Origin of the sequence: Lonsdalea britannica (assembly GCF_003515985.1) — a bacterium.
Taxonomy (GTDB): Bacteria; Pseudomonadota; Gammaproteobacteria; order Enterobacterales; family Enterobacteriaceae; genus Lonsdalea; species Lonsdalea britannica.
The window spans coordinates 3,494,329-3,517,565 of sequence record NZ_CP023009.1; the positions used below are offsets into that span (position 1 = coordinate 3,494,329).

Consider the following 23,237-nt stretch of genomic DNA (forward strand, 5'->3'; position numbering starts at 1 on the left):
GTGTTGATTAACGTCAAAAAAACCACCCAAAATCACCCTGAAAAAGTTTTTTTCAAGATGCTTTTTCCTATCAATTTTTAGCACCTTTAGTCTTTTCGTCGCCGATTACGTGCTGAGCGCAGCCAGGTTCAGATACTGCCCCAAGTTCTGCCCCGGCTCAGGATCGGTCAAATGCGGAATTTCACCCAGCATCGGCGCAGGAATCTGCTGCTGAAGCGACTGCAAATAAGCCTGATGACGGTTGCCGGGCGGAGCGACGTCATTGGCTATCCATCCCGCCAGCGTTAGCCCGGCCTGTTGCACAGCCTGCGCGGTGAGCATGGCGTGATTGATGCAGCCCAGCTTGACGCCAACGACCAGAATGACCGGCAGTTGCTCCTGCACGACCCAGTCCGCATACGTCTGATACGGCGAAAGCGGCGTGAACCATCCGCCAGCGCCTTCCACTAACACCCACTCCGAACGGGCCGTCAACGCGCGTAGCCCCGCGCTGAGCGCGTCGAATTCGATCGGGCGCCCTTCGTCTGCGCTGACGATATGCGGCGATGTCGGCTCGGCGAAAGCCAGCGGGTTGACCTCGTCATAGGCCATCGTCAGCCGACTGTTGGCCTGTAGCCACAATGCATCTCGATTGCGCAGCCCGTCAGGCGTCATGTCGCAGCCGGAGGCCACAGGCTTGTAACCCGCGGTGAGATACCCGTCGCGTCCGGCCGCCTGTAACAGCGCGGCGCTGGCGACCGTTTTGCCCACGTCGGTGTCCGTGCCGGTCACGAACCAGCGCTTAGTCATGTTCAATCACTCCCAACATCCGTTGATAAGTCAGAGGGTAACCTTGCGGCTCACGCGGATAGACCTCCGCCAGCGCCCGCAGCCGTTCCCGATTAATGGCTCGGGAAGAGCGTCCTTCGTGCAGCCAGGTCGCGCCGACGCCCTTCAGCGAGCGCATCAGGCTCAGCACATCGGGGAAATAGCAGGTGATCGGCGCGCTGACCAACCGATGGCGATAGGGCTGGCAGGCCGCTTCAATCTCCGGCACCGTCAAGAAACGATTGACCCGACGCGATCCATCCAGACGTTGCCATGCGCTTTCCAGCTCCGTCAGCGTGCCTTGCGCCAGCGTACAGAAGGCGATAGCGCCGCCAGGACGCGTCACGCGATGCAGCTCGCCCAGCCCGCGCGACAGGTCGTCGCACCACTGGATCGCCAGATTGCTGAAGCACAGGTCCACGCTCGCCGTCGGTAACGGCAGATGTTCGATGTCGCCCAAGACATAGTGGGTCGCCGACGCCTGCTGTCGCGCTTCCGCCAACATCTGCGACGACAGGTCCAGCGCGGTAACGCGTTTGCACTGCGCCTGCCAGCGGCGGCTGAAATAGCCCGTCCCGCAGCCCGCGTCCAGCAATTCCACCCCGGCGTGACCATCCAGCAGCGACATCAGCCGCTCCCCGCTATCGCGCTGTAGCTCGGAAAAGCGGTCGTAGTGGGTGGCGGCGCGGCCAAACGCCCGCGCGATCGCCCGCTTATGGGGGGACTCAGCCTGCGTCATGCAACACCTCCAGCAGCCGGTCGATGTCCTGCGGCGTATGACTCGCGGTCAAGGTGATACGCAGACGAGAGGTGCCCGGCGGCACCGTCGGCGGCCGCATCGCGCCGACCCACAGCCCCTGATCGCGCAACGTCTGGGACAGCGCCAGCGTGTGGTGATTGTCGCCGACGATCAGCGGTTGGATCGCGCTCTGGGACGTTTGCAGTTGATAGGCCAACCCGGCGGCACCGTGACGAAAGTGGGCGATGTTGTCCGTCAGACGCTGCCGCAGGTCGTCGCCATGACGCACGACGTCCAGCGCCGCACTCAGCGCGCAGGCCTGAGCGGGCGGCATTGAGGTGCTATAGATGAGGTGGCGGGCGAACTGCGTCAGATACTCCGCGACGTCGTGGCGACACAGCACCGCCGCGCCGCTGGCGCCGAACGCTTTACCGAAGGTGACGATTAGCAGCTCAGGCTGAATGCCCTGATTCCAGCAGCTGCCGCGCCCCTCCTCGCCCACTACGCCGATACCATGCGCATCGTCCACCATCAGCCACGCGCCGTGCTGACGGCTCGCCGCCTGCAGTTCAGGCAGCGGCGCCGCATCCCCATCCATGCTGAAGATGCCTTCCGTCACCGCCAGCGTCTGGCCGTCGCACGGCGAGCGCAACAGACGCTCCAGCCCCTCCGGCTGATTGTGCGGGAAGCGGCGTAACGTCGCGGGCGACAGCGCGGCGGCCTCCAGCAGCGACGCATGGCTCAGCTTGTCCGCCAGGATGCGATCCCCGGCTTCCGCCAGCGCGGCGATCACGGCCTGATTGGCGGCATAGCCGGAGATAAACAACAGCGCGCGATCGTAGCCGAGCCAGTCCGCCAGCTGCTGCTCCAGCGCTTCGTGCGCGACGCTGTAGCCGGTCACATGTCCCGAACCGCCGCTGCCTACGCCAAAACGCTCAGCGCCCTGCTGCCACGCGCGCACTATCGCGGGATGCTGGCTGATGCCGAGATAATCGTTACTGGAAAAATTAAGGTAGCCGTGACCATTGCGTTCCAGCCAACGCCCGCCGCCGCATTCATTCACCTGACGCTGGCGGTAGGCTCCCTCCTCGCGCCGCTGCGTCAGCGCTCGTTCGATTCGTTGCTGCCAGCCCATTCAGACCGCCGCGTTGTAGAACTGCTCGGTGTCGGCGTTCATCAACTGCTCGGTCAGATGCTGTTGCTGCTGATTGTCGCCGTACTCGGTGCTGGTCTGCTGCGGGTTCAGTCCCAGCTTGCGGAACAGCTGCAAATCTTTGTCTTCTTTCGGGTTCGGGGTGGTCAACAGTTTGCAGCCGTAGAAAATCGAGTTCGCCCCGGCCATGAAGCACATGGCCTGCGTCTGCTCGCTCATCTGCTCGCGCCCGGCGGACAGACGGACGTGCGATGTCGGCATCATGATGCGGGCGACGGCGATGGTGCGGACGAAATCAAACGGATCGACATCATCGTTTTCCGCCAGCGGCGTGCCTTTGACTTTGACCAGCATGTTGATCGGCACACTTTCCGGCGGTGTCGGCAGATTAGCCAGCTGCACCAGCAGACCGGCGCGGTCGCGTACCGTTTCGCCCAGACCGATGATCCCGCCGGAACAGACTTTGATCCCCGCTTCGCGCACTTTGCCGAGCGTATCCAGACGCTCCTGATAAGTCCGGGTCGTGATGATGCTGCCGTAGAATTCCGGCGAGGTGTCGAGGTTATGGTTGTAAAAATCCAGCCCCGCTTCCGCCAGTCGCTCCGCCTGATCGCCCTGCAACGTCCCCAGCGTCATGCAGGTTTCCATGCCCAGCTCTTTCACGCCGCGCACCATCTCTTCCAGATAGGGCATGTCGCGCTCATGCGGGTTTTTCCAGGCGGCCCCCATACAGAAACGGGTCGAGCCCGCCGCCTTGGCCTGACGGGCCGAGGTCATCACCTGCTCCACCTGCATCAGACGTTCGGTTTCGATGCCGGTGCGATAACGGGAACTCTGGGGGCAATATTTGCAGTCTTCGGGGCAGGCGCCGGTCTTGATCGACAGCAGCGTGCTGACCTGAACCTGGCGCGGATCGAAATGCTGCCGGTGAACGGTCTGCGCCTCATACATCAGCTCCAGAAAGGGCTTATTAAACAGGTCTTGCGCCTGTTCCAACGTCCATTGAACACGTTCTGACATCACTACAACTCCGGGTGAAAAAGATTTCGTCAGTGTAATTTATGCGGATATACTGTCAACCAAATTGAAACAGATTTAGTTGACAAGTTATGATCACTCCAGACGATCTCCAGTTTGACCAACGCCATATCTGGCACCCTTACACGTCCATGACCCACCCCCTGCCCTGCTATCCGGTGAGCGCCGCGCACGGTGTCGAACTCCAGTTGGAGGATGGCCGCACGCTGGTGGACGGCATGTCCTCCTGGTGGGCCGCGATCCACGGCTATAACCATCCCCGCATCAATCAGGCCGTCACGGAACAGCTGGGCCACATGTCCCACGTCATGTTCGGCGGCATCACCCATGCGCCCGCCATCGACCTGTGTCGTCGGCTGGTGGCGATGACGCCGGACGCGCTGGAGTGCGTGTTTCTGGCGGATTCCGGTTCGGTGGCGGTCGAGGTCGCCATGAAGATGGCGTTGCAGTATTGGCAGGCGCAGGGACAGTCGCGTCGCCAGTTTGTCACGCTGCGTCACGGCTATCACGGCGATACGCTGGGCGCGATGTCGGTGTGCGATCCGCAAAATTCGATGCACAGCCTCTATCAGGGGTATCTGCCGCCGCACCTGTTCGCCGATGCCCCGCAGTGTCGTTTTGACGATATCTGGCAAGAAGAGGATGCCGATTCACTGGTCGCGCTCATCGAAAAGCAGACGGACAGCATCGCAGCCGTCATTCTGGAGCCTATCGTGCAGGGCGCAGGCGGCATGCGGTTCTACCATCCCGAATATCTGCGTCGGGTACGCCAGCTGTGTGACCAGTACGGAATTCCGCTGATCGCCGATGAGATCGCCACCGGCTTCGGCCGCACCGGCAAGCTGTTCGCCTGCGAACATGCGGGCATCACGCCGGACATTCTTTGTCTCGGTAAGGCGCTGACCGGCGGCTATATGACGCTGTCGGCGACGCTCGCCACCCGGCATATCGCCGACACCATCAGCGACGGCGACGCGGGCTGCTTCATGCACGGTCCCACTTTTATGGGCAACCCGCTTGCCTGCGCCGCCGCTAACGCCAGCCTGGCGCTGCTAGAGGAAGGGAACTGGTCGTCCCAGGTGCCCGCCATCGAAGCGCAGCTGCGCGCCGCGCTACTACCGCTGCTAGCCTCTCCGCGCGTGGCCGACGTCCGCGTGCTCGGCGCCATCGGCGTGGTGGAAACCGTCGCGCCGGTGAATATGGCGCGGCTGCAGCGCTTTTTTGTTAACAAAGGTGTCTGGATACGCCCCTTCGGTAAACTGATCTATCTCATGCCGCCGTATATTATTTCAGCAGAGGCGTTATCCCGACTGACGGATGCCATCGCCGAAGCCTTATCGCAGAGTGAATTGTTCGACTAAATCCGCTTTTCTTGGTGAAAATACAGCGGTTTCTACATTGTGGGAAACGGTGCTGCGCAACCCGTAGCACCGGCTTTCGGTTAGCGCTATCATAAATCCCCTCAGTTAATCAGGAATCCTCCCATGCGTAATACGATCACACTCTGCTGGCAGTATTTACGCGCTTTCGTATTGATTTACCTGTGCCTTTACGCAGGCAATACGATATCCGCGTTACTGCCTATCACTATCCCCGGCAGCATCATTGGCATGCTGATCCTTTTCGCCCTGCTCTCTTCGCAAATCCTTCCCGCCGACTGGGTCCGACCCGGTTGTCACCTGCTGATCCGCTATATGGCTTTGCTGTTCGTCCCCATTGGCGTCGGCGTGATGAGCTATTTCGATCTGTTGCGCAGCCAGTTTGGTCCTATCGTCGTCTCGTGTTTGATCAGTACGCTGGTTGTGATGGTGGTGGTCGGTTACTGCACTCAGATCATGCACAGGGAAAGAACGCTGCCGGGAGCGACGCAGGCAACTAAGGAAAAAGAGCAATGCTGACCTATTTATGGTGGTCCTTGCCGCTGACGCTGCTGGTGTTTTTCGGCGCGCGCCGGGTGGCGATAAAACTGAACATGCCGCTGCTGAATCCGTTGCTGGTGTCCATGCTCATCATCATTCCCGTTCTGCTGCTGCTGCGTATCCCCTACGAACACTATTTCAAAGGCAGCGAGGTGCTGAACAACCTGTTGCAGCCCGCCGTGGTTGCGCTGGCGTTCCCGCTGTATGAACAAATTCATCAAATTCGCGCCCGGTGGAAATCCATTATCACAGTCTGCTTTGTCGGCAGCCTGACCGCTATCGTCAGCGGCACGCTGGTGGCGTTGTGGCTGGGCGCGACGCCGGAAATCGCCGCGTCGGTCCTGCCCAAATCCGTGACCACCCCCATCGCGATGGCGGTCGCCAGCTCGATAGGCGGCATCCCCGCGATCAGCGCCGTCTGCGTGATCTTCGTCGGCATTCTCGGCGCGGTGATGGGCCATGCGCTGCTCAACCGCCTGAAGATTACAGTGAAGTCGGCGCGCGGGCTGTCGATGGGCACCGCGTCCCACGCGCTGGGCACCGCCCGCTGCGCGGAAGTCGACTTTCAGGAAGGCGCGTTCAGTTCGCTGGCATTGGTGATCTGCGGCATTATGACGTCGCTGCTCGCGCCGTTCGTCTTCCCGCTATTGCTGCTGATGGCGCACTAAGGACAGGAGCGCTCTCCGCCTTGCACGGATGAGCGCTCGCGCATGTCATATTTTGATCAAAAATGGCGCTCAACTTTTCATTCGATTTCATGTCATTGTGCTAAAGATCACATTTAAGCGATTCAACTTCGGCTGTCCGCTATGCTTGAAAAAAGAACAATGAAAAGGGGGACGTCAATGCAATCACGGTTTCACGCCGCACTCAACCCGCTGCCCGAGGCAATAAAGGCGGTACTCACCCCAATACTCAATCGGGGAGATTTCGCCGCCTGGCTGTCTGCCGCTGACGTTGGACGCCTTTGTCTCGCCGGTCAGGTCGATGAGGCTCAGCTCGCGCTGATGCTGCTTCCGCTGGCAGCGGCCTGCGCCCATGCGCCCATCTCGCATTTTCAGGTCGGTGCGGTCGCTCAGGGCGCCAGCGGCAACCTCTACTTCGGCGCCAACATGGAGTTCCCCGGCCTGCCCTTGCAACAAAGCGTGCATGCGGAGCAAAGCGCCATCACTCATGCCTGGCTGCGTCATGAACGCGCGCTGCGTACGCTGACCGTCAACTATTCACCCTGCGGGCACTGTCGCCAGTTCATCAACGAACTGAACTCGGCGACGACGCTCACTATCAGCTTGCCCGAACGCACGCCTCAGTCCCTCTCCCATTATCTGCCCGACGCCTTCGGCCCGCGCGATCTGAATGTCGCCACGCTGCTGATGGACCAGGTTCATCATGGGTTGAGAGTCTACAGCGAGGATACGTTGGTGCAGGCCGCGCTGGCGGCGGCCAATCGGAGTCACGCGCCCTATACCGAAGCCTATAGCGGCGTCGCCTTGCAAACTCACTCCGGGGCGATTTACACCGGCTGCTACGCGGAAAATGCGGCCTTCAACCCCAGCCTCCCGCCGCTACAGGCGGCGCTGAATCTGATGAATCTGTCAGGGGAAAAAATCAGCGATTTACGGCATGCGGTGCTGGTCGAGCAGAAGCAGGCCGTCATCAGTCAATGGAGCGCGACACAGTCGATGCTGGGGGCATTGGGAGATGTTGATTTACGGTACGTTGTTATTGCGTGATTGTTGCCCAATGCCAAACAGGGTGTGAGCTTGCTCACTTTTTAGTTGAATGCAAGCCATATGTAATTATTTTAATTAACATTGCCTGTACATATTCACTGGGTTCTTTAAGATTTTAAAGACACTTCGTTTCGTAGCTGCACCAGAACCCATTTCTGTTACCCCTAAAAAAAAGAGCTAAAAGTCATGGAATTAGAATACGAAAGCAAACGCCCCCTCTACATACCTTATGCTGGCCCTATCCTTCTCGAATTTCCGTTACTGAACAAAGGCAGCGCCTTCACCGAAGAAGAGCGATCGCACTTCAACCTGACCGGTCTGCTGCCGGAAGCGGTTGAAACCATAGAGGAACAGGCCGAACGCGCCTGGCGCCAATATGAAGGTTTCAAGAACGATATCGAAAAACACGTGTATCTGCGCAATATTCAGGATACCAACGAAACCCTGTTCTACCGACTGCTGCAAGGGCATCTGAGCGAAATGATGCCCATCATCTATACCCCGACCGTCGGCGAAGCTTGCGAACACTTCTCCGATATCTATCGTCGCGCGCGCGGCCTGTTCATCTCCTACCCGAACCGTGAACACATCGACGATATGCTCCAGAACGCCACCAAACAAAACGTCAAAGTCATCGTGGTGACCGACGGCGAGCGTATTCTGGGCCTCGGCGATCAGGGCATCGGCGGTATGGGCATTCCTATCGGCAAGCTGTCGCTGTACACCGCCTGCGGCGGCATCAGCCCGGCTTACACCCTGCCGGTGGTATTGGACGCCGGAACCAACAACCAGCAGCTGCTGAACGACCCGCTGTACATGGGCTGGCGTCACCCGCGCATTTCCGGCGACGAATACTACGCCTTTGTGGACGAATTCATTCAGGCGGTAAAACGCCGCTGGCCGAACGTTCTGCTGCAATTCGAAGACTTCGCGCAGGGCAATGCCATGCCGCTGCTGAACCGCTATCGCGACGAAATCTGTAGCTTTAACGACGACATTCAGGGCACCGCCGCCGTGGCGCTGGGCAGCCTGATTGCCGCCAGCCGCGCCGCCGGCAGCCAGCTGCGTGACCAGACCGTCGCCTTCCTCGGGGCCGGTTCCGCCGGGTGTGGTATCGCCGAACAGATCATCGCCCAGATGGTGGCCGAAGGACTGACCGATGAAGAAGCCCGCTCTCGCGTCTTCATGGTCGACCGTTTCGGTCTGCTGACCGACAAACTGCCGAACCTGCTTAACTTCCAAAGCCCGCTGGTACAGAAGAGCGAGAGAATCGCGCATTGGGACGTCAGCAGCGATGCCATTTCTCTGCTGGAAGTGATGCAGAACGCCAAGCCGACCGTGCTCATCGGCGTCTCCGGCCAGCCGGGTCTGTTTACGGAAGAGATCATCCGTGAAATGAACAGCAACTGCGCCCGTCCTATCATCATGCCGCTGTCTAACCCGACGTCACGCGTGGAAGCGCGTCCGGAAGATATCTTTAACTGGACCGACGGCACCGCGCTGGTTGCGACCGGTAGCCCGTTCGCGCCGGTGACGCATAAAGGCGAGATTTACCCGATTGCCCAGTGCAACAACTCCTATATCTTCCCAGGGATCGGTCTGGGCGTACTGGCCTGCGGCGCGCGTCGCATCACCGACGGTATGCTGATGGCGGCCAGTCGCGCGCTGGCCGACTGTTCGCCGCTGGCGAACGACGGTAAAGGCGGCCTGCTGCCAGAGATCGAGAAAATTCAGGAAGTGTCGCACCACATTGCGCTGGAAGTCGCCAAAATGGCGCAAGAAGATGGCGTCGCGGAAGTCACCTCTGAAGAAGCGCTGATCAAGGCGATCGAGCACAACTTCTGGCAGCCGCAGTACCGTACCTACAAACGTACCTCGTTCTGATGTCGTCCGTCCGCGTCGCCTTCGCCGCGCGGACTTTATGTATGAAAAACGCCGCGTCCTGTTCGACGCGGCGTTTTTGTTTTCCTACGAGCCAGTCTGAGGCAGACCGGTGAAAAGACGACTAGGACTTGAGCTTGTGATCCAGCGCATCGCGCAGTCCATCGCCCAACAGGTTGAAAGCCAGCACCGTCAGAAAGATCGCCAGGCTGGGGAAAATCGCCACGTGCGGCGCCAATACCATATCCGAACGCGCCTCGTTGAGCATCGCGCCCCACTCCGGCATCGGCGGCTGCGCGCCCAGCCCCAGAAACGACAGGCTTGCGGCGGTGATAATCGACATCCCGATGCGCATGGTGAAATACACCACGATGGATGACACGGTGCCAGGCAGAATATGGCGCAGCACGATGGTCCAGTCGGATGCCCCAATGCTGCGCGCCGATTCAATAAATGTCTGATGTTTCAATACCAGCGTGTTACTGCGGACCAGACGGGCAAAGGCCGGAATGCTGAAAATCGCTACCGCCACCACCACGTTGGCCATGCCGCTGCCCATAATCGCCACGACGGCAATCGCCAGCAGGATCCCCGGAAACGCGAACAACACGTCGCAGATACGCATAATGATGCGGTCCCACATCCCTTCGTAGTAGCCAGCCAAGAGCCCCAGCGCCGTGCCGATCGCCATACCAATCAAAACGGAACACACGCCGGAAACCAACGATATCCGCGCGCCCAGCAGGATGCGGCTGAAAATATCCCGCCCCAACGAATCCACGCCCAGCCAGTGCAGCGCCGACGGCCCCTCATTCAGGCGGTCGTAGTCGAAGTAGTTTTCCGCGTCGAAAGGCGCCAGATACGGGGCAAATACCGCCACCAGCACCAGCAGCACGACAAACAGGCCCGCGACCAGCGCGACCCGCTGTTGGCAGAAGCGCCGCCAGAACTCCCGCAGCGGCGTCCGATTTGTCCGCGCCGTCGCCGTCGGCATCGCCGCCATCGCGGCATTACGTCGCCAGTTTTTCATCGTGTTCCTCACTGATAACGAATAGACGGATTGATGGCCGCATACAACATATCCACCAACAGATTGATGAGAATAAACTCCAGCGAAAACAGCAGCACCTCCGCCTGAATCACGGGGTAATCGCGCATTTCCACGGCGTCCACGAGCAAGCGGCCCAGCCCCGGCCAGTTGAACACTTTTTCCACCACAATAGAGCCGCCCAGCAAGAAGCCGAACTGCAACCCCATCATCGTCACCACCGGGATCAGCGCATTGCGCAGCCCGTGCTTAACGATGACCAGCGACTCCCTCACCCCTTTGGCGCGGGCGGTGCGCATATAGTCTTCCTGCATCACCTCGACGAAAGACGCGCGGCTAAAGCGGGCCATCACCGCCGCCACCGCCGCACCCAGCGTGATGGACGGCAGAATATAGTGCCGCCAGCTGTCGGCCCCAACGGTCGGCAACCAGCCCAATTGCACCGAAAAAACCTGCATTAGCAGCATACCCAGCGCGAAGGCAGGAAAAGAGAGGCCCGACACCGCCAGCGTCATGCCGACCCGATCCGGCCAGCGGTTGCGCCACACGGCCGAAACGATCCCCATGCTCATGCCAAACAGCGTGGCCCAGACCATGCTGCATACCGTCAGCCAAAACGTGGGCATGAAACGAGTGGCGATCTCTTCGGTCACCGGCCGTTTGGAGACCATTGAATGGCCAAAATCGCCCTGCAAGACATTCCCCATGAAATGCAAAAACTGCTGCGGTAGCGGCCGGTCTAGCCCCAGCTCCTGACGTACCATCTGCACCACTTCGGCATCCGCATCTTGTCCGGCCACCAGACGCGCGGGATCGCCCGGCAGCAGGTGAACAAACAGGAACACCAGCACCATGACGATGAATAAGGTTGGGATCAGTCCCAGTAAACGTTTGAGAAAATAATTCAGCATTGACGCCTTTCCACATACGGTATTTCGCCGACCGGCCCATACGCCGGACGGAAAAGCCGCCGGACGGAAGCCGGCGGCTCAGGTTGGTTACTCAGTCAGGTCGGCATTATCAAAGCTGAACGACGTGTCCGGCATCATGTAGAAGCCGGTCAGTTTCTTGCTATTGGCTGACACCAGTTTTTCCGTCACCAGGAACGCCCAGGGCGCATCCGCCCAAATTTTGTCCTGTGCATCGGCGTAGAGTTTTTGCTTCTCGGCGCGATCCGTCGTTTTCAACGCATTCGCCAGATCGGCGTCCACCGCCGGATTGCTGTAGAACGCCGTATTAAACTGCGCGGGAGGCCAGGCGGCGGTCGAGAACAGCGGGCTTAGCGCCCAGTCGGCTTCACCAGTGGAAGCGGACCAGCCGGTATAGAACATTCTTACCCCGCTCTCCTTCACGCCTTTGCCTTCGACTTCAGCAGCGCGCTGTCCGGCGTCCATCGCCGTTACCTGCACCTTGATGCCTACCTGCGCCAGCTGCTGCTGGGTGAACTGCAACACTTTCTGCGCTGTGCTGTGGTTATGTGAAGACCATAACGTGGTGGTGAAACCGTTCGGATAACCGGCTTCTTTGAGCAACTCGCGCGCTTTGGCCGGATCGTACGGCCACGGCTTGTACTGCACCGCGTAGTCAATACCGGCGGGCAGCGGACCTTCGGACGGCACCGCGTAGCCCGAGAACGCGACCTTAATGAGCGCATCCTTGTTGATGGCGTAGTTGATCGCCTGACGGACCTTCGGGTTGTCGAACGGCTTCTGCGTCACATTGAAGCTGATGTAGCGATGCAGGATCGACGGCGACGCCACCAGCGAGATAGCCTTGTCGTTTTCCAGCAGCTTGGCCTGCTCGAATGGGATCGGATAAGCGAACTGCGCCTCGCCGGTCTTCAACAGCGCCGCGCGCGTATTGTTATCGACGATCGGACGCCAGGTGATGCTGTCCAACTTAGGCAGGCCGGACTGCCAGTAACCGGCGAATTTTTCCACCTTCACAAAGTCGGTCTGATTCCAGGTCACAAAGCGATAAGGCCCTGTTCCGACCGGGTGGAAGCCGATCTCTTTGCCGTACTGTTTCAGCGCCGCCGGTGAGATGATGACCGCCGCCGGATGCGCCAGATTGTTGACGAACGCGGAGAACGGCGTTTTCAACGTAATTTTCACCGTCAGCGGATCGACCACCTCCGTGCTGGCGATAGACTTAAACAGGTTGTAACGCTTGAGGTGGTTGTTCGGGTTGCTGGCGCGATCGAAGTTGATTTTCACCGCTTCAGCGTTGAAATCGGTGCCGTCGTGGAATTTCACGCCCGGCCGTAATTTGATGGTATACACGGTGCCGTCGGGGCTGGCCTGGTAGCTTTCCGCCAGCACGTTCGTCAGCTTCATGTCCTTATCAAAGCCGAACAGCCCCTGATAGAACGATTTAGCCACCGTCTGAGACAGCGTGTCGTTAGCGTCATAAGGATCGAGCGTCGTGAAGTTGGAGGCGACGGCGATCACCGCATCCTTCGCCGCCCATACCGGCGCTGCGGTCATCGAAGCCGCGATGCCCACGGCCAACAGCCAGTGAGGCGTCTTAACTGTTTTCATGTTGTGCATTCTCCTTGTGTTCCCTATCAGTAGGCGCCGGCGATGCGGTGGCGGGCGACGAAGTGTCGCTCTCCCACCTGCACCAGCGGAGCAGTCGCGGGCTCATCGCCCAATGCCCGGATCGGGCTGGGTATTTCGTCAACCGGTAGCGCCAGATCCTGATGACGCCGGGAAGGATCGGGACTGGGCACCGCCGCCATCAGCTTGCGTGTGTAGGGGTGCTGCGGGTTTTCGAATACGTCGCGTCGCGTGCCAATCTCGACAATCTGTCCCATGTACATCACCGCGACACGATGGCTGATGCGCTCTACCACCGCCATGTCGTGGGAAATAAACAAAAATGCGGTGCCGAATTCACGCTGAATATCCAACATCAAATTGACGATTTGCGCCTGAATGGAGACGTCCAGCGCCGAGACGGACTCATCGGCGATTACCACCTTGGGATTGAGCGCCAGCGCCCTTGCGATGCAGATACGCTGCCGCTGACCGCCGGAAAACTCATGCGGATAGCGCTGCGCGTGCTCTGGCAACAGGCCCACACGCTCCAGCAGCGCGGCGGCGCGTTGTTCCGCCTCCGCCCGTCCAGCGACCTTGTGCACCAACAGCGGCTCCATAATGGAATACCCCACCGTCTGGCGCGGGTCCAGCGACGCATAAGGATCCTGGAATATAAACTGAATGTCCCGCCGCAGATGCTGCAGCGTGGCCCCTTTCAGTTGATTAATCCGTCGCCCATTAAAGGTGATCACACCATCCTGACTGTCGACCAGCCGCAGCAGTGAGCGACCGGTGGTTGATTTACCGCAGCCGGACTCGCCGACCAGCGCCAGCGTCTCGCCCGGGTAGAGGTCGAAGCTGACGTGCTCCACGGCATGCACCTGACGGGTGATCCGGTTCAAGATGCCTGAACGAAGCGGAAAACGCGTCACCAGATTTTCAACCTGCAAGACTGGTGATGCGCCAACGGGAATGGTGTTCTGTGGCACCGCGTCGACATCCTGCGGTTGACCCGGCAACACGAAAGGCAGAGGAAAAGGCTGCCCGCTCATGGCCCCCAGCCTCGGGACCGCGGCCAGCAGCGCCTGCGTATACGGCTCTTGCGGCGCGGAGAACAGTGCATCGACGGCGCCGGACTCCACGCAGACGCCGCGGTGCATCACCAGCACCCGGTCCGCCATTTCAGCCACCACGCCCATATCGTGAGTGATGAAGATCACCCCCATCTCCATCTCGCGCTGCAGCGTACGAATCAACTGTAGAATTTGCGCCTGAATCGTCACGTCCAGCGCCGTCGTCGGTTCATCCGCGATCAGCAGCTTCGGACGACAAGAGAGCGCCATCGCGATCATCACACGCTGGCGCATACCGCCGGAGAGCTGATGCGGAAAACGCTTCATGACATTGGCGGCTTCGGGGATCCGCACCCGTTCCAGCATATGCAGCGCCTCGCGTCGGGCGCTGGCGTGATCCAGCCCCTGATGCAGTCGCACCGATTCGGCGATCTGTTCGCCCACGGGAAAGACCGGATTCAGAGACGTCATCGGTTCCTGAAAGATCATCGCCATATCTGCGCCGCGAATATGGCGCATCTGGGAAGATGAAAGGTGACGGAGATCGACGACCTCACCACCGCGACGGCGGAAGAGCAATTCGCCGCTGGAAAACGCGCCGCCCGCCTGCTCAATGAGACGCATCAGCGCCAGTGAGGTGACCGACTTGCCGGAGCCGGATTCTCCGACGATCGCCAGCGTTTCGCCGCGATCGACGGTGAAGGATAAGTCTTGAACCGCATCAATCCGGTTCTGATGCTGCATAAAATTGACGCCCAGTCCGCGAACGTCGAGTACGCGGTGTGGGGGCAGCGTCCGTGCGCTGCCTGCCCCGGAGGTCGGTAATCGGTCTATCTGAGACGACAGGGTCATGTACGGTGAATCTCCCATAAAACTCGCTTCCCGCCGCTGTAGTTACGGGATCCTCATCGGGTTTCGACTATATTTAGCGCTGGCGTCAATGTAAAGAACAAATCCATCGGCGAGTTGATAAAAAGATCTTTTATAACAAAAAGTTACTACACATAATCTCGCGCTATAAGGTCAAAAAAACACCCTTGTTCACCTTTTCAACTTGCCAGGTGGCGCACGCTTGTCGCCCACGTTCGACGTTCTCCCCTTAGGCGTTCTCTGACATAATGATGGCATAGGAACCCTGTTTTCGCCTGCGAGCCAGCCTGCGGCGGACCCCTTTGTGGAGCATTCATGAGCACATCCGGCCTTCTTTCTCTCGATCAGGCGTTGCAGCAAATGCTGGCGCAGATCGCACCGATTGCGGATACCGAAACGGTATCGATTTATCAGGCCGCTGGCCGCATCACAGCGACGCCGCTGACCTCCCCCATTAATGTGCCCCCGTTTGATAACTCCGCGATGGACGGCTACGCCGTGCGCGGCGATGAAGACGTCAGCCACCCGCTGCCGCTGGCGGGCAAAGCATTCGCTGGCGCGCCGTTCGAGGGCACCTGGCCCGCGGGCAGCTGTATTCGCATTATGACCGGCGCGCCCCTCCCAGCCGAAGCGACGGCGGTGGTCATGCAGGAGCACACGACGGTCTCCGCAGCTGGCGTTCAGTTTTTACACCCGATTGAGCCGGGGCAAAATATTCGCCGTGCCGGTGAAGATATTCGCGAGCAGGAGTCCGTTCTGAAAGCCGGGACGCGGCTCGGTACGGCCGAGCTACCGCTGTTGGCCTCGCTGGGGATCGCGGAGGTAAACGCCTATCGTCGTCTGCGCGTCGCCGTGTTTTCGACCGGTGACGAGCTACAGCCCGTGGGGCAGCCGCTGCAGCCGGGGCAGATCTACGACACCAACCGCTTTGCGGTCCGATTGATGCTGGAAGAGTTAGGCTATGAGGTGGTCGATCTCGGGATTATCCCTGACGACCCGGCGGCGCTGCGTCAGGCCTTTACCGAAGCCGATGCCTGCGCGGACGTCGTTATTAGCAGCGGCGGCGTCTCCGTCGGGGAAGCCGACTACACCAAGTCGATGCTGGATGAGCTAGGCGACATCCATTTCTGGAAGCTGGCGATTAAACCGGGCAAGCCGTTTGCCTTCGGCAAGCTCCCCCACGCCTGGTTCTGCGGTCTGCCGGGGAATCCGGTCTCCGCCGCCGTGACGTTTTATCAGCTGGTGCAGCCGCTGCTGGCGAAGTTGTCCGGCTATTCGCAGTGGCGATTGCCTGCCCGTATGCGGGTGAAAACCGCGACCCCACTGAAAAAAACGCCCGGACGTCTCGATTTCCAGCGCGGTATTTTCTCACGCAACGCGGACGGCGACATTGAGGTGCGCAGCACCGGTCATCAGGGGTCGCATGTGTTCAGCTCGTTTAGTCAGGGCAACTGCTTCATCGTGCTCGACGCCGAGCGCGGCTCTGTCGCCGCTGGCGAATGGGTGGAGATCGAACCGTTCAGCCGTCTGTTGGGAGACCTGTGATGGCGACGCTGACGGATGCCGAAGCGCTGCGCTATAACCGGCAGATTGTCCTGCGAGACTTCGACTTCGACGGGCAGGAGACGCTAAAAGACGCACGCGTGCTGATCGTCGGTCTCGGCGGTTTGGGCTGCGCGGCGGCGCAGTATCTGGCCGCCGCGGGCGTGGGTCATCTCACGCTGCTGGACTTCGATACCGTCTCGCTGTCGAATCTGCAACGCCAGATCCTGCATCGCGACGACCGCCTCGGCTTGCCGAAAGTCGCGTCCGCCGCCGTCGAACTGCGCCGTGTTAACCCGCATATCACGGTAACGCCGGTGGAGGCCCTATTGGATGACCTCTCGCTACAGGAGCGTATCGCCGCACAGGATGTCGTCGTGGACTGCACCGACAATCTGGCCGCCCGCCACCAGCTGAATAAGCTCTGTTTCGGGCTGAAAAAACCGCTCGTCTCCGGCGCAGCCATTCGTATGGAAGGACAGCTCAGCGTATTTACCTACCAGCCGGACGCGCCCTGTTATCGTTGTCTCAGTCGGTTATTCGGCGACAACGCGCCGACCTGTGTGGAAAGCGGCGTGATGGCCCCGCTGGTCGGCATCATCGGTTCACTTCAGGCGATGGAAACCCTGAAGCTGCTGACCCATTTTGGCACCGTCCACGCCGGAAAGATGCTGATGGTGGATGCCATGACGATGCAGTTCCGCGAACTGGCCTTGCCCAAAGATCCGGCCTGCGAAGTCTGTGGCACGTCACCGTCATCCCCCACGGAACCGTAAAATTTCGCCGTCGGCCCCCACATAAGCCGCGCACATCTTCTATCCTTAGTCAGGTATCTATCCCACCGCCGCTGACCCACATTGAAGCCGAGATTCAGCGACACCAGAGAGATTAAGGGAACTTGTCCCTTGCAGAGAGGATCTACCTATGAGTAATGCATTTCTTGAGGCCATCAAGGCCCGCCGCTCCATTTATGCTCTCGGCCATACGCTGCCCTTGTCAGAAGATCAGGTCACGCACCTCATCATGGACGCCGTCAAACTCAGCCCATCCGCCTTTAACTCGCAGACCTCTCGAGTGGTGATTCTGTTTGGCGAGCAGCATCGCAAGGTGTGGGACATCACCCGACGGCAGCTGCAAAAGATCGTGCCTACCGAATCCTTCGAACCGACCGAGAAAAAACTGGCCTCCTTTGCCGCCGGTGCCGGTACCGTCTTGTTTTTCGAAGACACAGAGGTGGTGAAGGAGTTGCAGAAGAAATTCGCCACTTATGCGGATAACTTCCCGGTCTGGTCGGAACACTCGACCGGCATCGCGCAATTTGCCGTATGGTCGGCGCTGGCGCAGGAACACATCGGCGCATCGCTGCAACATTATAACCCGCTGATTGATGACGATATCAAAGCGACCTGGTCCCTGCCGGAAAGCTGGAAACTGCGTGCCGAGATGCCGTTCGGCGCGATTGAACAACCTGCGGGCGACAAAACCTTCATCCCGGATGACCAACGTTTCCGTATCTTCAAATAACGGATCTGCGCGTCGCGGGCGTTCAGGCCCGCGACCTTTTTCGACTCGACAATGTTCACTGTTCTCCCGCGAATCGCCGCACGCCGGGGGCAAACACCCATCGATTGTGTTGTCCCTGAGGGGGGACTAGTATCAATAAGTTCATTTTGAACACCCTGCGTATACAAGACCTGTGCGCGTTCTGATTCCAAATCATTGAAACAGAGAGGCATACACATGAGTAAGATCGCTGTGGTTTATTTTTCCGGCTACGGTCACACCAAGCAGGTTGCGGAAGTGGTGGCGGAAAGCGCCGGAGCGACATTGATTCCCATCGACAACAACGGGGACATTGAAGAAGCGGACTGGCAGACGCTGGCCAATGCCGACGGCATTATTTTCGGCTCCCCCACTTACATGGGTTCGGTCGCCTGGCAGTTCAAGAAATTTGCGGACGCGTCGTCCAAAGTCTGGGCTGAGCGCGGCTGGCAGGACAAAGTGTTTGGCGGCATCACCAATAGCGCCAGCCTGAACGGGGACAAGCAGGTCACCCTCATCTATCTGCAAACCCTGGCCGCGCAACATGGCGGTATCTGGGTCAGTCTGGGACTGCTGCCCGCCAATACCCAGGCATCGACGCGCAGAGACATCAACAACCTCGGCGGCTCCGTCGGCGTGTTGGTCCAGTCCCCTGCGGATGCCGGGGCGGACGCCATCCCGACGGGCGATTTGGAAACCGCCAAGCTGTATGGCGCCCGGGTCGCGGACATCACCCGCCGTCTGCACGGCTAACCGACGCCCGCCTTACCTCTATCAGGGGCTCCCGTTCGGCGGCAGTCCCTGTTTTTATGCGTTGTGCGTCACTTCGCGGCCGCGGGGGTGGGAGTTGACGTTGGCTCCGGCGCGAAAACCCGCACCGCGCTCCGGCGGATACGGAATCTGGCGGGCGTGGTGCCGATGATCTCACCATCGGCGTTGATATCGTGAGGACGCGACGTCTGCAACGTCAGCGCCGTGGTGGAAAAGGCGCGAACTTTGCGCCAGCGGCCGTGAGTCCCGCGACGCAGGAACGGGATCAGCGCAATCATCTCCCACCAGTGATCGATTTCAAGGCTGTACACGTCGAACAGCCCATCATCCGGTTTAGCACTCTGCTCCACCGTCATTCCGCCGCCGTAAAAACGCCCGTTCCCCACGGAAACCTGCACCGTTTTGACTCGTTCGCGCTGACCGTCGTGGTCAATTTCCACGGTGAACGGCCGACTCTGTTTCAACAGCCGGATAGCCGCCAGCGCATAGCCGACCGTTCCCCAGCGTTTTTTCGATTTGGCCGACAGACCGCGCGCCATCGCGGCCGAAAAGCCGATGCTGGAGACATTGAAGAAAGGGTGGCCGTTGACTTCGCCCAAATCGATAGCGCGCACGGCGCCGCGGGCGATGATCTCGATAGCCTGTTTGATATCACGGGGGATGCCCAGCGTTCTCGCCAGATCGTTCGCCGTGCCCAACGGCAGAATGCCGAGCGGTAAACCGGTTTCCATCAGCGCGTTCGCCGTCGAATTCAGGGTCCCGTCTCCGCCGCCGACAATCACCATATCCACATGACCGGCATGGGTGCGGATGACATCCCAGTAACGGCTGTGCTTGTCCATTTTCGGGATGACGGGGTCGATGTGCTTATCACGCAGCCATTGCGCAATCGCGTCGATCGAAGTATCGCCATTGCGGGCCTTTTGATTGACTAACAATAGCGCCCGGAAGCGATAGGTATCCGACATCTCTTGGGTATTCGCCATAACGCCTCTCTGACCCGACAAAGGGGAAAAACTCGCAAAGTTAACCACAGTAAAAAACACCGGTACAGGTTTTAGACCCTCGTTAAAGTGATAATAGACAAAACATTACATTCACTGACGCGGCGGCGACACCGTGGACGAAAAAGCGCGCACTCACCCTGAGGGAGAAAGCATCAAAGTAAGGGGAAATAGTGGCGAAGACGGCAACAATCCTTATCACCGAAAGGGAAGTAGCAGGCACCCGCCTGCCTAAAAGCGAACGTGGCGCCATCGACGCCACATCCGGTGAATTATGCTGCCGTTAAGGGACTTAACACTTACGCATCCGATTTCGTCTGAACCCAAAAAGCATGAATCAGGCCTGGGATATACCCCAGCAGCGTCAGGATAATATTGATGATAAAGGCCCCGCCCAGCCCTTTGCCTAATAGCACACCCAGCGGGGGTAAAATAATCGTGAAAACAATTCTCCAAAATCCCATTCGCTCTCTCCATTCGAGGATAGTCAAGGTAACCATAGTCGCACGGCGTTAATATGCCAACTGCCGGTATATCGAAGGCCAGTTTACTCAGGCCCCCTTAGACACAGTCCCTTTTCGGGATGGTTAACGGGCCACGGTAAGCGTGGGCAACGGTCGAAATCCTCACGCACTTCGCCGGTGCCACGATCCATGTGCGGCGCCTGTGGTCAGACCCACGTCGCGGGTCACATCACCCGGACCTGGCGCTTAAACAGATATGGAGGTGAAAGGCGAAAAACCAACCCCGCTGATAAACTCACCCCAAAAACATCATTTTCACTAAACAATGGCCATCAATATTGATAAAAGCAGCTAATCAAACAATAGTTAGTAGTGGTCTATATCACTGAACACTTTTAGGAGGATGAATGGGTCATTTCGTTATCAAGAAAAGCGCAAAGCAAACCGAGCAGCCTTACTACTTCAAGCTGGTTGCTTCTAACGGCGAAACTATCGCGACCAGTGAGATGTACGCGTCTAAGCAAGGTGCGAAGAAAGGGATTGAATCGGTGCAGAAAAACGGGCCATCGACGGATATTCGAGACGAAACGGACGCCTGACCGATTACATTAAAGGCCCTTTGGGGCCTTTGTGGCTAGTGCAGGTCTTATGCTAACTCACCGATTTAGGGGATCGCAGCGGTTGAATGACCGTGCCGACAGAAAAACGTCTCAGCTGGCTATCTCAGTATAGGTCGCACACCCTCTCAGCTCCCCCGGCGCTTGACTTCACCCGAGTCCGACGCTAAGGCCGAGACGAGCGATTTTATCTTTTCCGCCTTTTCGAAGTGATCCAACTTCATCTCCATAATCCACCAGTGTGCAACTTCCATGAGTTGTTCGGGATCATCATTCTTATTGGCAAAAAACGCATAAAAAGACAGCCCTACATGGCTGCCTTTTGTAGTGATTTTGGCCTCACAGGTCCTGATAATTTTCTCTTTCATCGCTGCTCGCACGCTTTCTCCTTCAGGGATGATGGCAATGGGTTTTGCCTACCATAATACCCGTTTAATGAAACCGCGCGAGCAGAGGGACAGACACAGAATGAGAGCCTTGCCTTGCCTTTCCTTTACTCTTCCCCGCGTGTCTTAGGCACGAGCGGAATATTTGAGGTTAGTTTTGACGCCCCACAGACCACCCAGAACGCTGACAATCGCACCAACCAGCAGCGCGAAGAAAGACCACAGCGCGGCTTTAGCCATCATACTGGCCGCCTGCGCAGCCTTGTCTGCTGCCTGCTGTTTGAACTCAGCATACTGTTGTTTGGCATGATTGATCTGGTCCTGCGCCTGGCTCAGACGTTTGTCCACTTCCTGCGCCGCTTTATCGCGAGCCTGAATCATGTTGTCGATGGTTTTATCCACTTCCTGCGGCGTCATCGAGGTATTCTCGGTCAGCGCTTTTTTCAGATCGTCGCGGTTGATGCCTTTGGAAATGGCGTCTGCGCGCGCTTTCAGTTTATCGGTCAGACCCTGAATCACGGCATCGCTGTTGTTTGAGGTCGTAGCCAGCTGTTTCACCGCCTGAGTGATATCACTTTTGGCTTCCATCATCTGCTGTTTCAGATAATCCGGCTGCAGCGTCGGGATGTTGGATTTTTTCAGCGCATCGGCAACATTGTCCTGCACTTTATCGCTCTGTACATCCGTGTTGATGGTGAACTGATCGAAGGCGGATTTCCCCATTTCGCCCAGACCTGACGCACCCTTACCCAGCATATCGCCCGCGCCGGAAATCACTGAGCCGGAGGCAGAGGCGATAGAGCCCAGCATGTTTCCAGCGGTGCGCACGGCAGACCCGACCAGCATCGTGCCCAGAATCGCCGCCACAATCAGCGATGTGGCCCACACCAGAAAACCGTGGATCATACCGTCATTACCCGCCAGACGCCCCGCGACGAAAGCCCCAGCCAACAGGCTGATGACGATAGAAACGGCGGTCCACAGACCAAAGGCCATACCCGCGCCATTAGCAGGATTTTCGGCGTTGGGATCGACAATCGCGAATCCCATGCTGGTGCCTAACGTCGACAACAACATGGAAACGGCGAGCACCGTGACCACCCCCCCGATAATGCTGCCCCATGATATGGTCTTAAACGGTCTGATTTCATTGGTGACGTCCATTATTTACTCCTTAGATTGGGATACCGAAGATAACAATTTCTAATGAGTATAGACATAGAATCGCTCGTCAAGACCTGATATGTTTAATAAAACTAAACATTTATGCATGACGCTAACAGGGAGGACTCCATGTGATTCACCGATCACGAAGCAGCAAGGAATAGGCTGGACGATCAGAGATGCCACAAGAACGGGCAAAGGGCCTCGTCAACCGGATGTTGGAAAACATAGCGGTGCGAGTTTCATTGTTCTATTGGCCTACTTCGCTTCCCTATTGATTAATAGGTGTGGAGAACGGCCCATTGTCTATCTTGCTCAGTGACCTGCGTAATGAGATAGATATCGATTAATACAGTGAGTCATTATTGCCTTAAAGGATTGCATCTACTCTATGGAAACGTTAGCGCCTGTAGGTTATTCAAGCACGATCAACAATCCGAACGATTTTGAATTAATAGCAGTTATGGAGTTATTGAGTTTCGAAGATATTTCATTTACATCCATAAATTATTATTTATCCACTCTGTTTCTCTCTGATGAGCCGCCCCCATCTATATTGACATCATCAACAGGCAACCGACGGTTACTCATTAATTATCATGGCCCCGTCGATGATCTTGAACCCCACGATGTCGTTTTGATCTTTCCCCATAAAACTCAATCAGCCCCCCTCTCTCCCACCGAAAAAACGCACAGAATGAATGAGTTCAAGCGTCACCTTATTCACGTATTAATTATTGACCGTATTATTTCATCCCCGATGAAAATCGAGGGAAATACCCTCGATAGCAACAGAGAACCGCCTATTTCTATTCACGAAAAGAGTTATAAAAGTTGCCTCTCTATTTCGGATAACTGGAAACCGGGTGCGCTCAATCACGTTAAACAAGTCATTAATCGTTATCAGCACACCTGCTGTGCTAACTATCATGAGTGAGGAATACAC

23 protein-coding genes are annotated in these 23,237 nt (G+C 58.0%); 11 read left to right on the top strand and 12 right to left on the bottom strand.

Annotated elements, in window-relative coordinates; genetic code table 11:
- Positions 1-105: 105 nt before the first annotated feature.
- The 4 genes from bioD to bioB are packed head-to-tail and all read right to left on the bottom strand — an operon-like array spanning position 106 to position 3,719.
- Complete coding sequence (gene bioD / locus CKQ53_RS16055; protein WP_094118212.1) at positions 106-789, bottom strand: dethiobiotin synthase; 684 nt, start codon at positions 787-789, stop codon at positions 106-108.
- Positions 782-1,546 carry a malonyl-ACP O-methyltransferase BioC gene (gene bioC / locus CKQ53_RS16060; RefSeq protein ID WP_094118213.1) on the bottom strand — a complete coding sequence of 255 codons (765 nt, stop codon included), beginning with the start codon at positions 1,544-1,546 and terminating at the stop codon, positions 782-784. The genes bioD and bioC overlap by 8 nt, the downstream gene beginning before the upstream one ends.
- Positions 1,533-2,681 carry an 8-amino-7-oxononanoate synthase gene (gene bioF, locus CKQ53_RS16065; protein ID WP_085651558.1) on the bottom strand — a complete coding sequence of 383 codons (1,149 nt, stop codon included), beginning with the start codon at positions 2,679-2,681 and terminating at the stop codon, positions 1,533-1,535. The genes bioC and bioF overlap by 14 nt, the downstream gene beginning before the upstream one ends.
- Entirely contained in the window at positions 2,682-3,719 is a 1,038-nt protein-coding gene (gene bioB / locus CKQ53_RS16070) for a biotin synthase BioB (RefSeq protein WP_085651557.1), read from the bottom strand.
- Positions 3,720-3,811: 92 nt separating this feature from the next.
- Between bioB and bioA the strand changes: the two genes are divergently transcribed.
- The 5 genes from bioA to CKQ53_RS16095 all read left to right on the top strand — a co-directional run bounded on the left by bioA (position 3,812) and on the right by CKQ53_RS16095 (position 9,273).
- Entirely contained in the window at positions 3,812-5,098 is a 1,287-nt protein-coding gene (gene bioA, locus CKQ53_RS16075; RefSeq protein WP_100053513.1) for an adenosylmethionine--8-amino-7-oxononanoate transaminase, read from the top strand.
- Between the two features lie 123 nt (positions 5,099-5,221).
- On the top strand, positions 5,222-5,635 hold the full coding sequence (locus CKQ53_RS16080; RefSeq protein WP_085651555.1) for a CidA/LrgA family protein: 414 nt from the start codon (positions 5,222-5,224) through the stop codon (positions 5,633-5,635).
- The gene (locus CKQ53_RS16085; protein ID WP_085651554.1) at positions 5,629-6,324 is read left to right on the top strand and encodes a CidB/LrgB family autolysis modulator; all 696 of its coding nucleotides are present in this window, start codon (positions 5,629-5,631) and stop codon (positions 6,322-6,324) included. Before CKQ53_RS16080 ends, CKQ53_RS16085 begins: the two co-directional genes overlap by 7 nt.
- A gap of 177 nt (positions 6,325-6,501) precedes the next feature.
- The gene (cdd, locus tag CKQ53_RS16090; RefSeq protein ID WP_085651553.1) at positions 6,502-7,389 is read left to right on the top strand and encodes a cytidine deaminase; all 888 of its coding nucleotides are present in this window, start codon (positions 6,502-6,504) and stop codon (positions 7,387-7,389) included.
- A gap of 186 nt (positions 7,390-7,575) precedes the next feature.
- A complete protein-coding gene (locus CKQ53_RS16095; RefSeq protein WP_094118215.1) occupies positions 7,576-9,273 on the top strand; it encodes an NAD-dependent malic enzyme in 1,698 nt (565 codons plus the stop codon).
- 121 nt (positions 9,274-9,394) lie between these two features.
- On the opposite strand, the gene gsiD is transcribed toward CKQ53_RS16095, so the two are convergent.
- The 4 genes from gsiD to CKQ53_RS16115 all read right to left on the bottom strand — a co-directional run bounded on the left by gsiD (position 9,395) and on the right by CKQ53_RS16115 (position 14,783).
- Complete coding sequence (gene gsiD, locus CKQ53_RS16100; protein ID WP_085651551.1) at positions 9,395-10,300, bottom strand: glutathione ABC transporter permease GsiD; 906 nt, start codon at positions 10,298-10,300, stop codon at positions 9,395-9,397.
- An 8-nt stretch (positions 10,301-10,308) separates the two neighbouring features.
- Entirely contained in the window at positions 10,309-11,229 is a 921-nt protein-coding gene (gsiC, locus tag CKQ53_RS16105; RefSeq protein WP_085651550.1) for a glutathione ABC transporter permease GsiC, read from the bottom strand.
- An 87-nt stretch (positions 11,230-11,316) separates the two neighbouring features.
- Positions 11,317-12,858 (bottom strand): glutathione ABC transporter substrate-binding protein GsiB, encoded by a 1,542-nt coding sequence (gene gsiB / locus CKQ53_RS16110; RefSeq protein WP_420844235.1) that lies wholly within the window; start codon positions 12,856-12,858, stop codon positions 11,317-11,319.
- Between the two features lie 26 nt (positions 12,859-12,884).
- Positions 12,885-14,783, bottom strand: a complete 1,899-nt coding sequence (locus tag CKQ53_RS16115; RefSeq protein WP_085651548.1) for a dipeptide ABC transporter ATP-binding protein — start codon at positions 14,781-14,783, stop codon at positions 12,885-12,887.
- Between the two features lie 333 nt (positions 14,784-15,116).
- Between CKQ53_RS16115 and moeA the strand changes: the two genes are divergently transcribed.
- The 4 genes from moeA to CKQ53_RS16135 all read left to right on the top strand — a co-directional run bounded on the left by moeA (position 15,117) and on the right by CKQ53_RS16135 (position 18,638).
- Positions 15,117-16,346 carry a molybdopterin molybdotransferase MoeA gene (gene moeA / locus CKQ53_RS16120; protein ID WP_094118216.1) on the top strand — a complete coding sequence of 410 codons (1,230 nt, stop codon included), beginning with the start codon at positions 15,117-15,119 and terminating at the stop codon, positions 16,344-16,346.
- A complete protein-coding gene (gene moeB / locus CKQ53_RS16125) occupies positions 16,343-17,119 on the top strand; it encodes a molybdopterin-synthase adenylyltransferase MoeB (RefSeq protein WP_085651546.1) in 777 nt (258 codons plus the stop codon). Before moeA ends, moeB begins: the two co-directional genes overlap by 4 nt.
- Before the next feature lie 148 nt (positions 17,120-17,267).
- Positions 17,268-17,867 (top strand): nitroreductase family protein, encoded by a 600-nt coding sequence (locus CKQ53_RS16130; protein WP_085651545.1) that lies wholly within the window; start codon positions 17,268-17,270, stop codon positions 17,865-17,867.
- Positions 17,868-18,083: 216 nt separating this feature from the next.
- A complete protein-coding gene (locus CKQ53_RS16135; RefSeq protein WP_094118217.1) occupies positions 18,084-18,638 on the top strand; it encodes a flavodoxin family protein in 555 nt (184 codons plus the stop codon).
- 68 nt (positions 18,639-18,706) lie between these two features.
- On the opposite strand, the gene CKQ53_RS16140 is transcribed toward CKQ53_RS16135, so the two are convergent.
- Together CKQ53_RS16140 and CKQ53_RS16145 are read right to left on the bottom strand one after the other, a co-directional pair.
- Complete coding sequence (locus CKQ53_RS16140) at positions 18,707-19,642, bottom strand: lipid kinase (protein ID WP_244200963.1); 936 nt, start codon at positions 19,640-19,642, stop codon at positions 18,707-18,709.
- Positions 19,643-19,959: 317 nt separating this feature from the next.
- On the bottom strand, positions 19,960-20,124 hold the full coding sequence (locus tag CKQ53_RS16145; RefSeq protein ID WP_036153227.1) for a YqaE/Pmp3 family membrane protein: 165 nt from the start codon (positions 20,122-20,124) through the stop codon (positions 19,960-19,962).
- Between the two features lie 407 nt (positions 20,125-20,531).
- Between CKQ53_RS16145 and CKQ53_RS16150 the strand changes: the two genes are divergently transcribed.
- The gene (locus CKQ53_RS16150; protein ID WP_085651543.1) at positions 20,532-20,723 is read left to right on the top strand and encodes a YegP family protein; all 192 of its coding nucleotides are present in this window, start codon (positions 20,532-20,534) and stop codon (positions 20,721-20,723) included.
- Positions 20,724-20,869: 146 nt separating this feature from the next.
- Here the strand turns inward: CKQ53_RS16150 and CKQ53_RS16155 are convergent, their stop codons facing one another.
- Positions 20,870-21,121 (bottom strand): DUF6500 family protein, encoded by a 252-nt coding sequence (locus tag CKQ53_RS16155; RefSeq protein ID WP_094118218.1) that lies wholly within the window; start codon positions 21,119-21,121, stop codon positions 20,870-20,872.
- A gap of 132 nt (positions 21,122-21,253) precedes the next feature.
- Positions 21,254-22,291 (bottom strand): TIGR04086 family membrane protein, encoded by a 1,038-nt coding sequence (locus CKQ53_RS16160; RefSeq protein ID WP_118895179.1) that lies wholly within the window; start codon positions 22,289-22,291, stop codon positions 21,254-21,256.
- Positions 22,292-22,682: 391 nt separating this feature from the next.
- Between CKQ53_RS16160 and CKQ53_RS18515 the strand changes: the two genes are divergently transcribed.
- Positions 22,683-23,228 (top strand): hypothetical protein, encoded by a 546-nt coding sequence (locus CKQ53_RS18515; protein WP_139824037.1) that lies wholly within the window; start codon positions 22,683-22,685, stop codon positions 23,226-23,228.
- The last annotated feature ends 9 nt before the right edge of the window (positions 23,229-23,237 follow it).

Bases quoted from the DNA above. Each gene is read 5' to 3' on its own strand.
- bioD (WP_094118212.1), bottom strand. From the start codon at position 789: ATGACTAAGCGCTGGTTCGTGACCGGCACGGACACCGACGTGGGCAAA.
- bioC (WP_094118213.1), bottom strand. From the start codon at position 1,546: ATGACGCAGGCTGAGTCCCCCCATAAGCGGGCGATCGCGCGGGCGTTT.
- bioF (WP_085651558.1), bottom strand. From the start codon at position 2,681: ATGGGCTGGCAGCAACGAATCGAACGAGCGCTGACGCAGCGGCGCGAG.
- bioB (WP_085651557.1), bottom strand. From the start codon at position 3,719: ATGTCAGAACGTGTTCAATGGACGTTGGAACAGGCGCAAGACCTGTTT.
- CKQ53_RS16080 (WP_085651555.1), top strand. From the start codon at position 5,222: ATGCGTAATACGATCACACTCTGCTGGCAGTATTTACGCGCTTTCGTA.
- CKQ53_RS16085 (WP_085651554.1), top strand. From the start codon at position 5,629: ATGCTGACCTATTTATGGTGGTCCTTGCCGCTGACGCTGCTGGTGTTT.
- cdd (WP_085651553.1), top strand. From the start codon at position 6,502: ATGCAATCACGGTTTCACGCCGCACTCAACCCGCTGCCCGAGGCAATA.
- CKQ53_RS16095 (WP_094118215.1), top strand. From the start codon at position 7,576: ATGGAATTAGAATACGAAAGCAAACGCCCCCTCTACATACCTTATGCT.
- gsiD (WP_085651551.1), bottom strand. From the start codon at position 10,300: ATGAAAAACTGGCGACGTAATGCCGCGATGGCGGCGATGCCGACGGCG.
- gsiC (WP_085651550.1), bottom strand. From the start codon at position 11,229: ATGCTGAATTATTTTCTCAAACGTTTACTGGGACTGATCCCAACCTTA.
- gsiB (WP_420844235.1), bottom strand. From the start codon at position 12,858: ATGAAAACAGTTAAGACGCCTCACTGGCTGTTGGCCGTGGGCATCGCG.
- CKQ53_RS16115 (WP_085651548.1), bottom strand. From the start codon at position 14,783: ATGACCCTGTCGTCTCAGATAGACCGATTACCGACCTCCGGGGCAGGC.
- moeA (WP_094118216.1), top strand. From the start codon at position 15,117: ATGAGCACATCCGGCCTTCTTTCTCTCGATCAGGCGTTGCAGCAAATG.
- CKQ53_RS16130 (WP_085651545.1), top strand. From the start codon at position 17,268: ATGAGTAATGCATTTCTTGAGGCCATCAAGGCCCGCCGCTCCATTTAT.
- CKQ53_RS16135 (WP_094118217.1), top strand. From the start codon at position 18,084: ATGAGTAAGATCGCTGTGGTTTATTTTTCCGGCTACGGTCACACCAAG.
- CKQ53_RS16140 (WP_244200963.1), bottom strand. From the start codon at position 19,642: ATGGCGAATACCCAAGAGATGTCGGATACCTATCGCTTCCGGGCGCTA.
- CKQ53_RS16145 (WP_036153227.1), bottom strand. From the start codon at position 20,124: ATGGGATTTTGGAGAATTGTTTTCACGATTATTTTACCCCCGCTGGGT.
- CKQ53_RS16150 (WP_085651543.1), top strand. From the start codon at position 20,532: ATGGGTCATTTCGTTATCAAGAAAAGCGCAAAGCAAACCGAGCAGCCT.
- CKQ53_RS16160 (WP_118895179.1), bottom strand. From the start codon at position 22,291: ATGGACGTCACCAATGAAATCAGACCGTTTAAGACCATATCATGGGGC.
- CKQ53_RS18515 (WP_139824037.1), top strand. From the start codon at position 22,683: ATGGAAACGTTAGCGCCTGTAGGTTATTCAAGCACGATCAACAATCCG.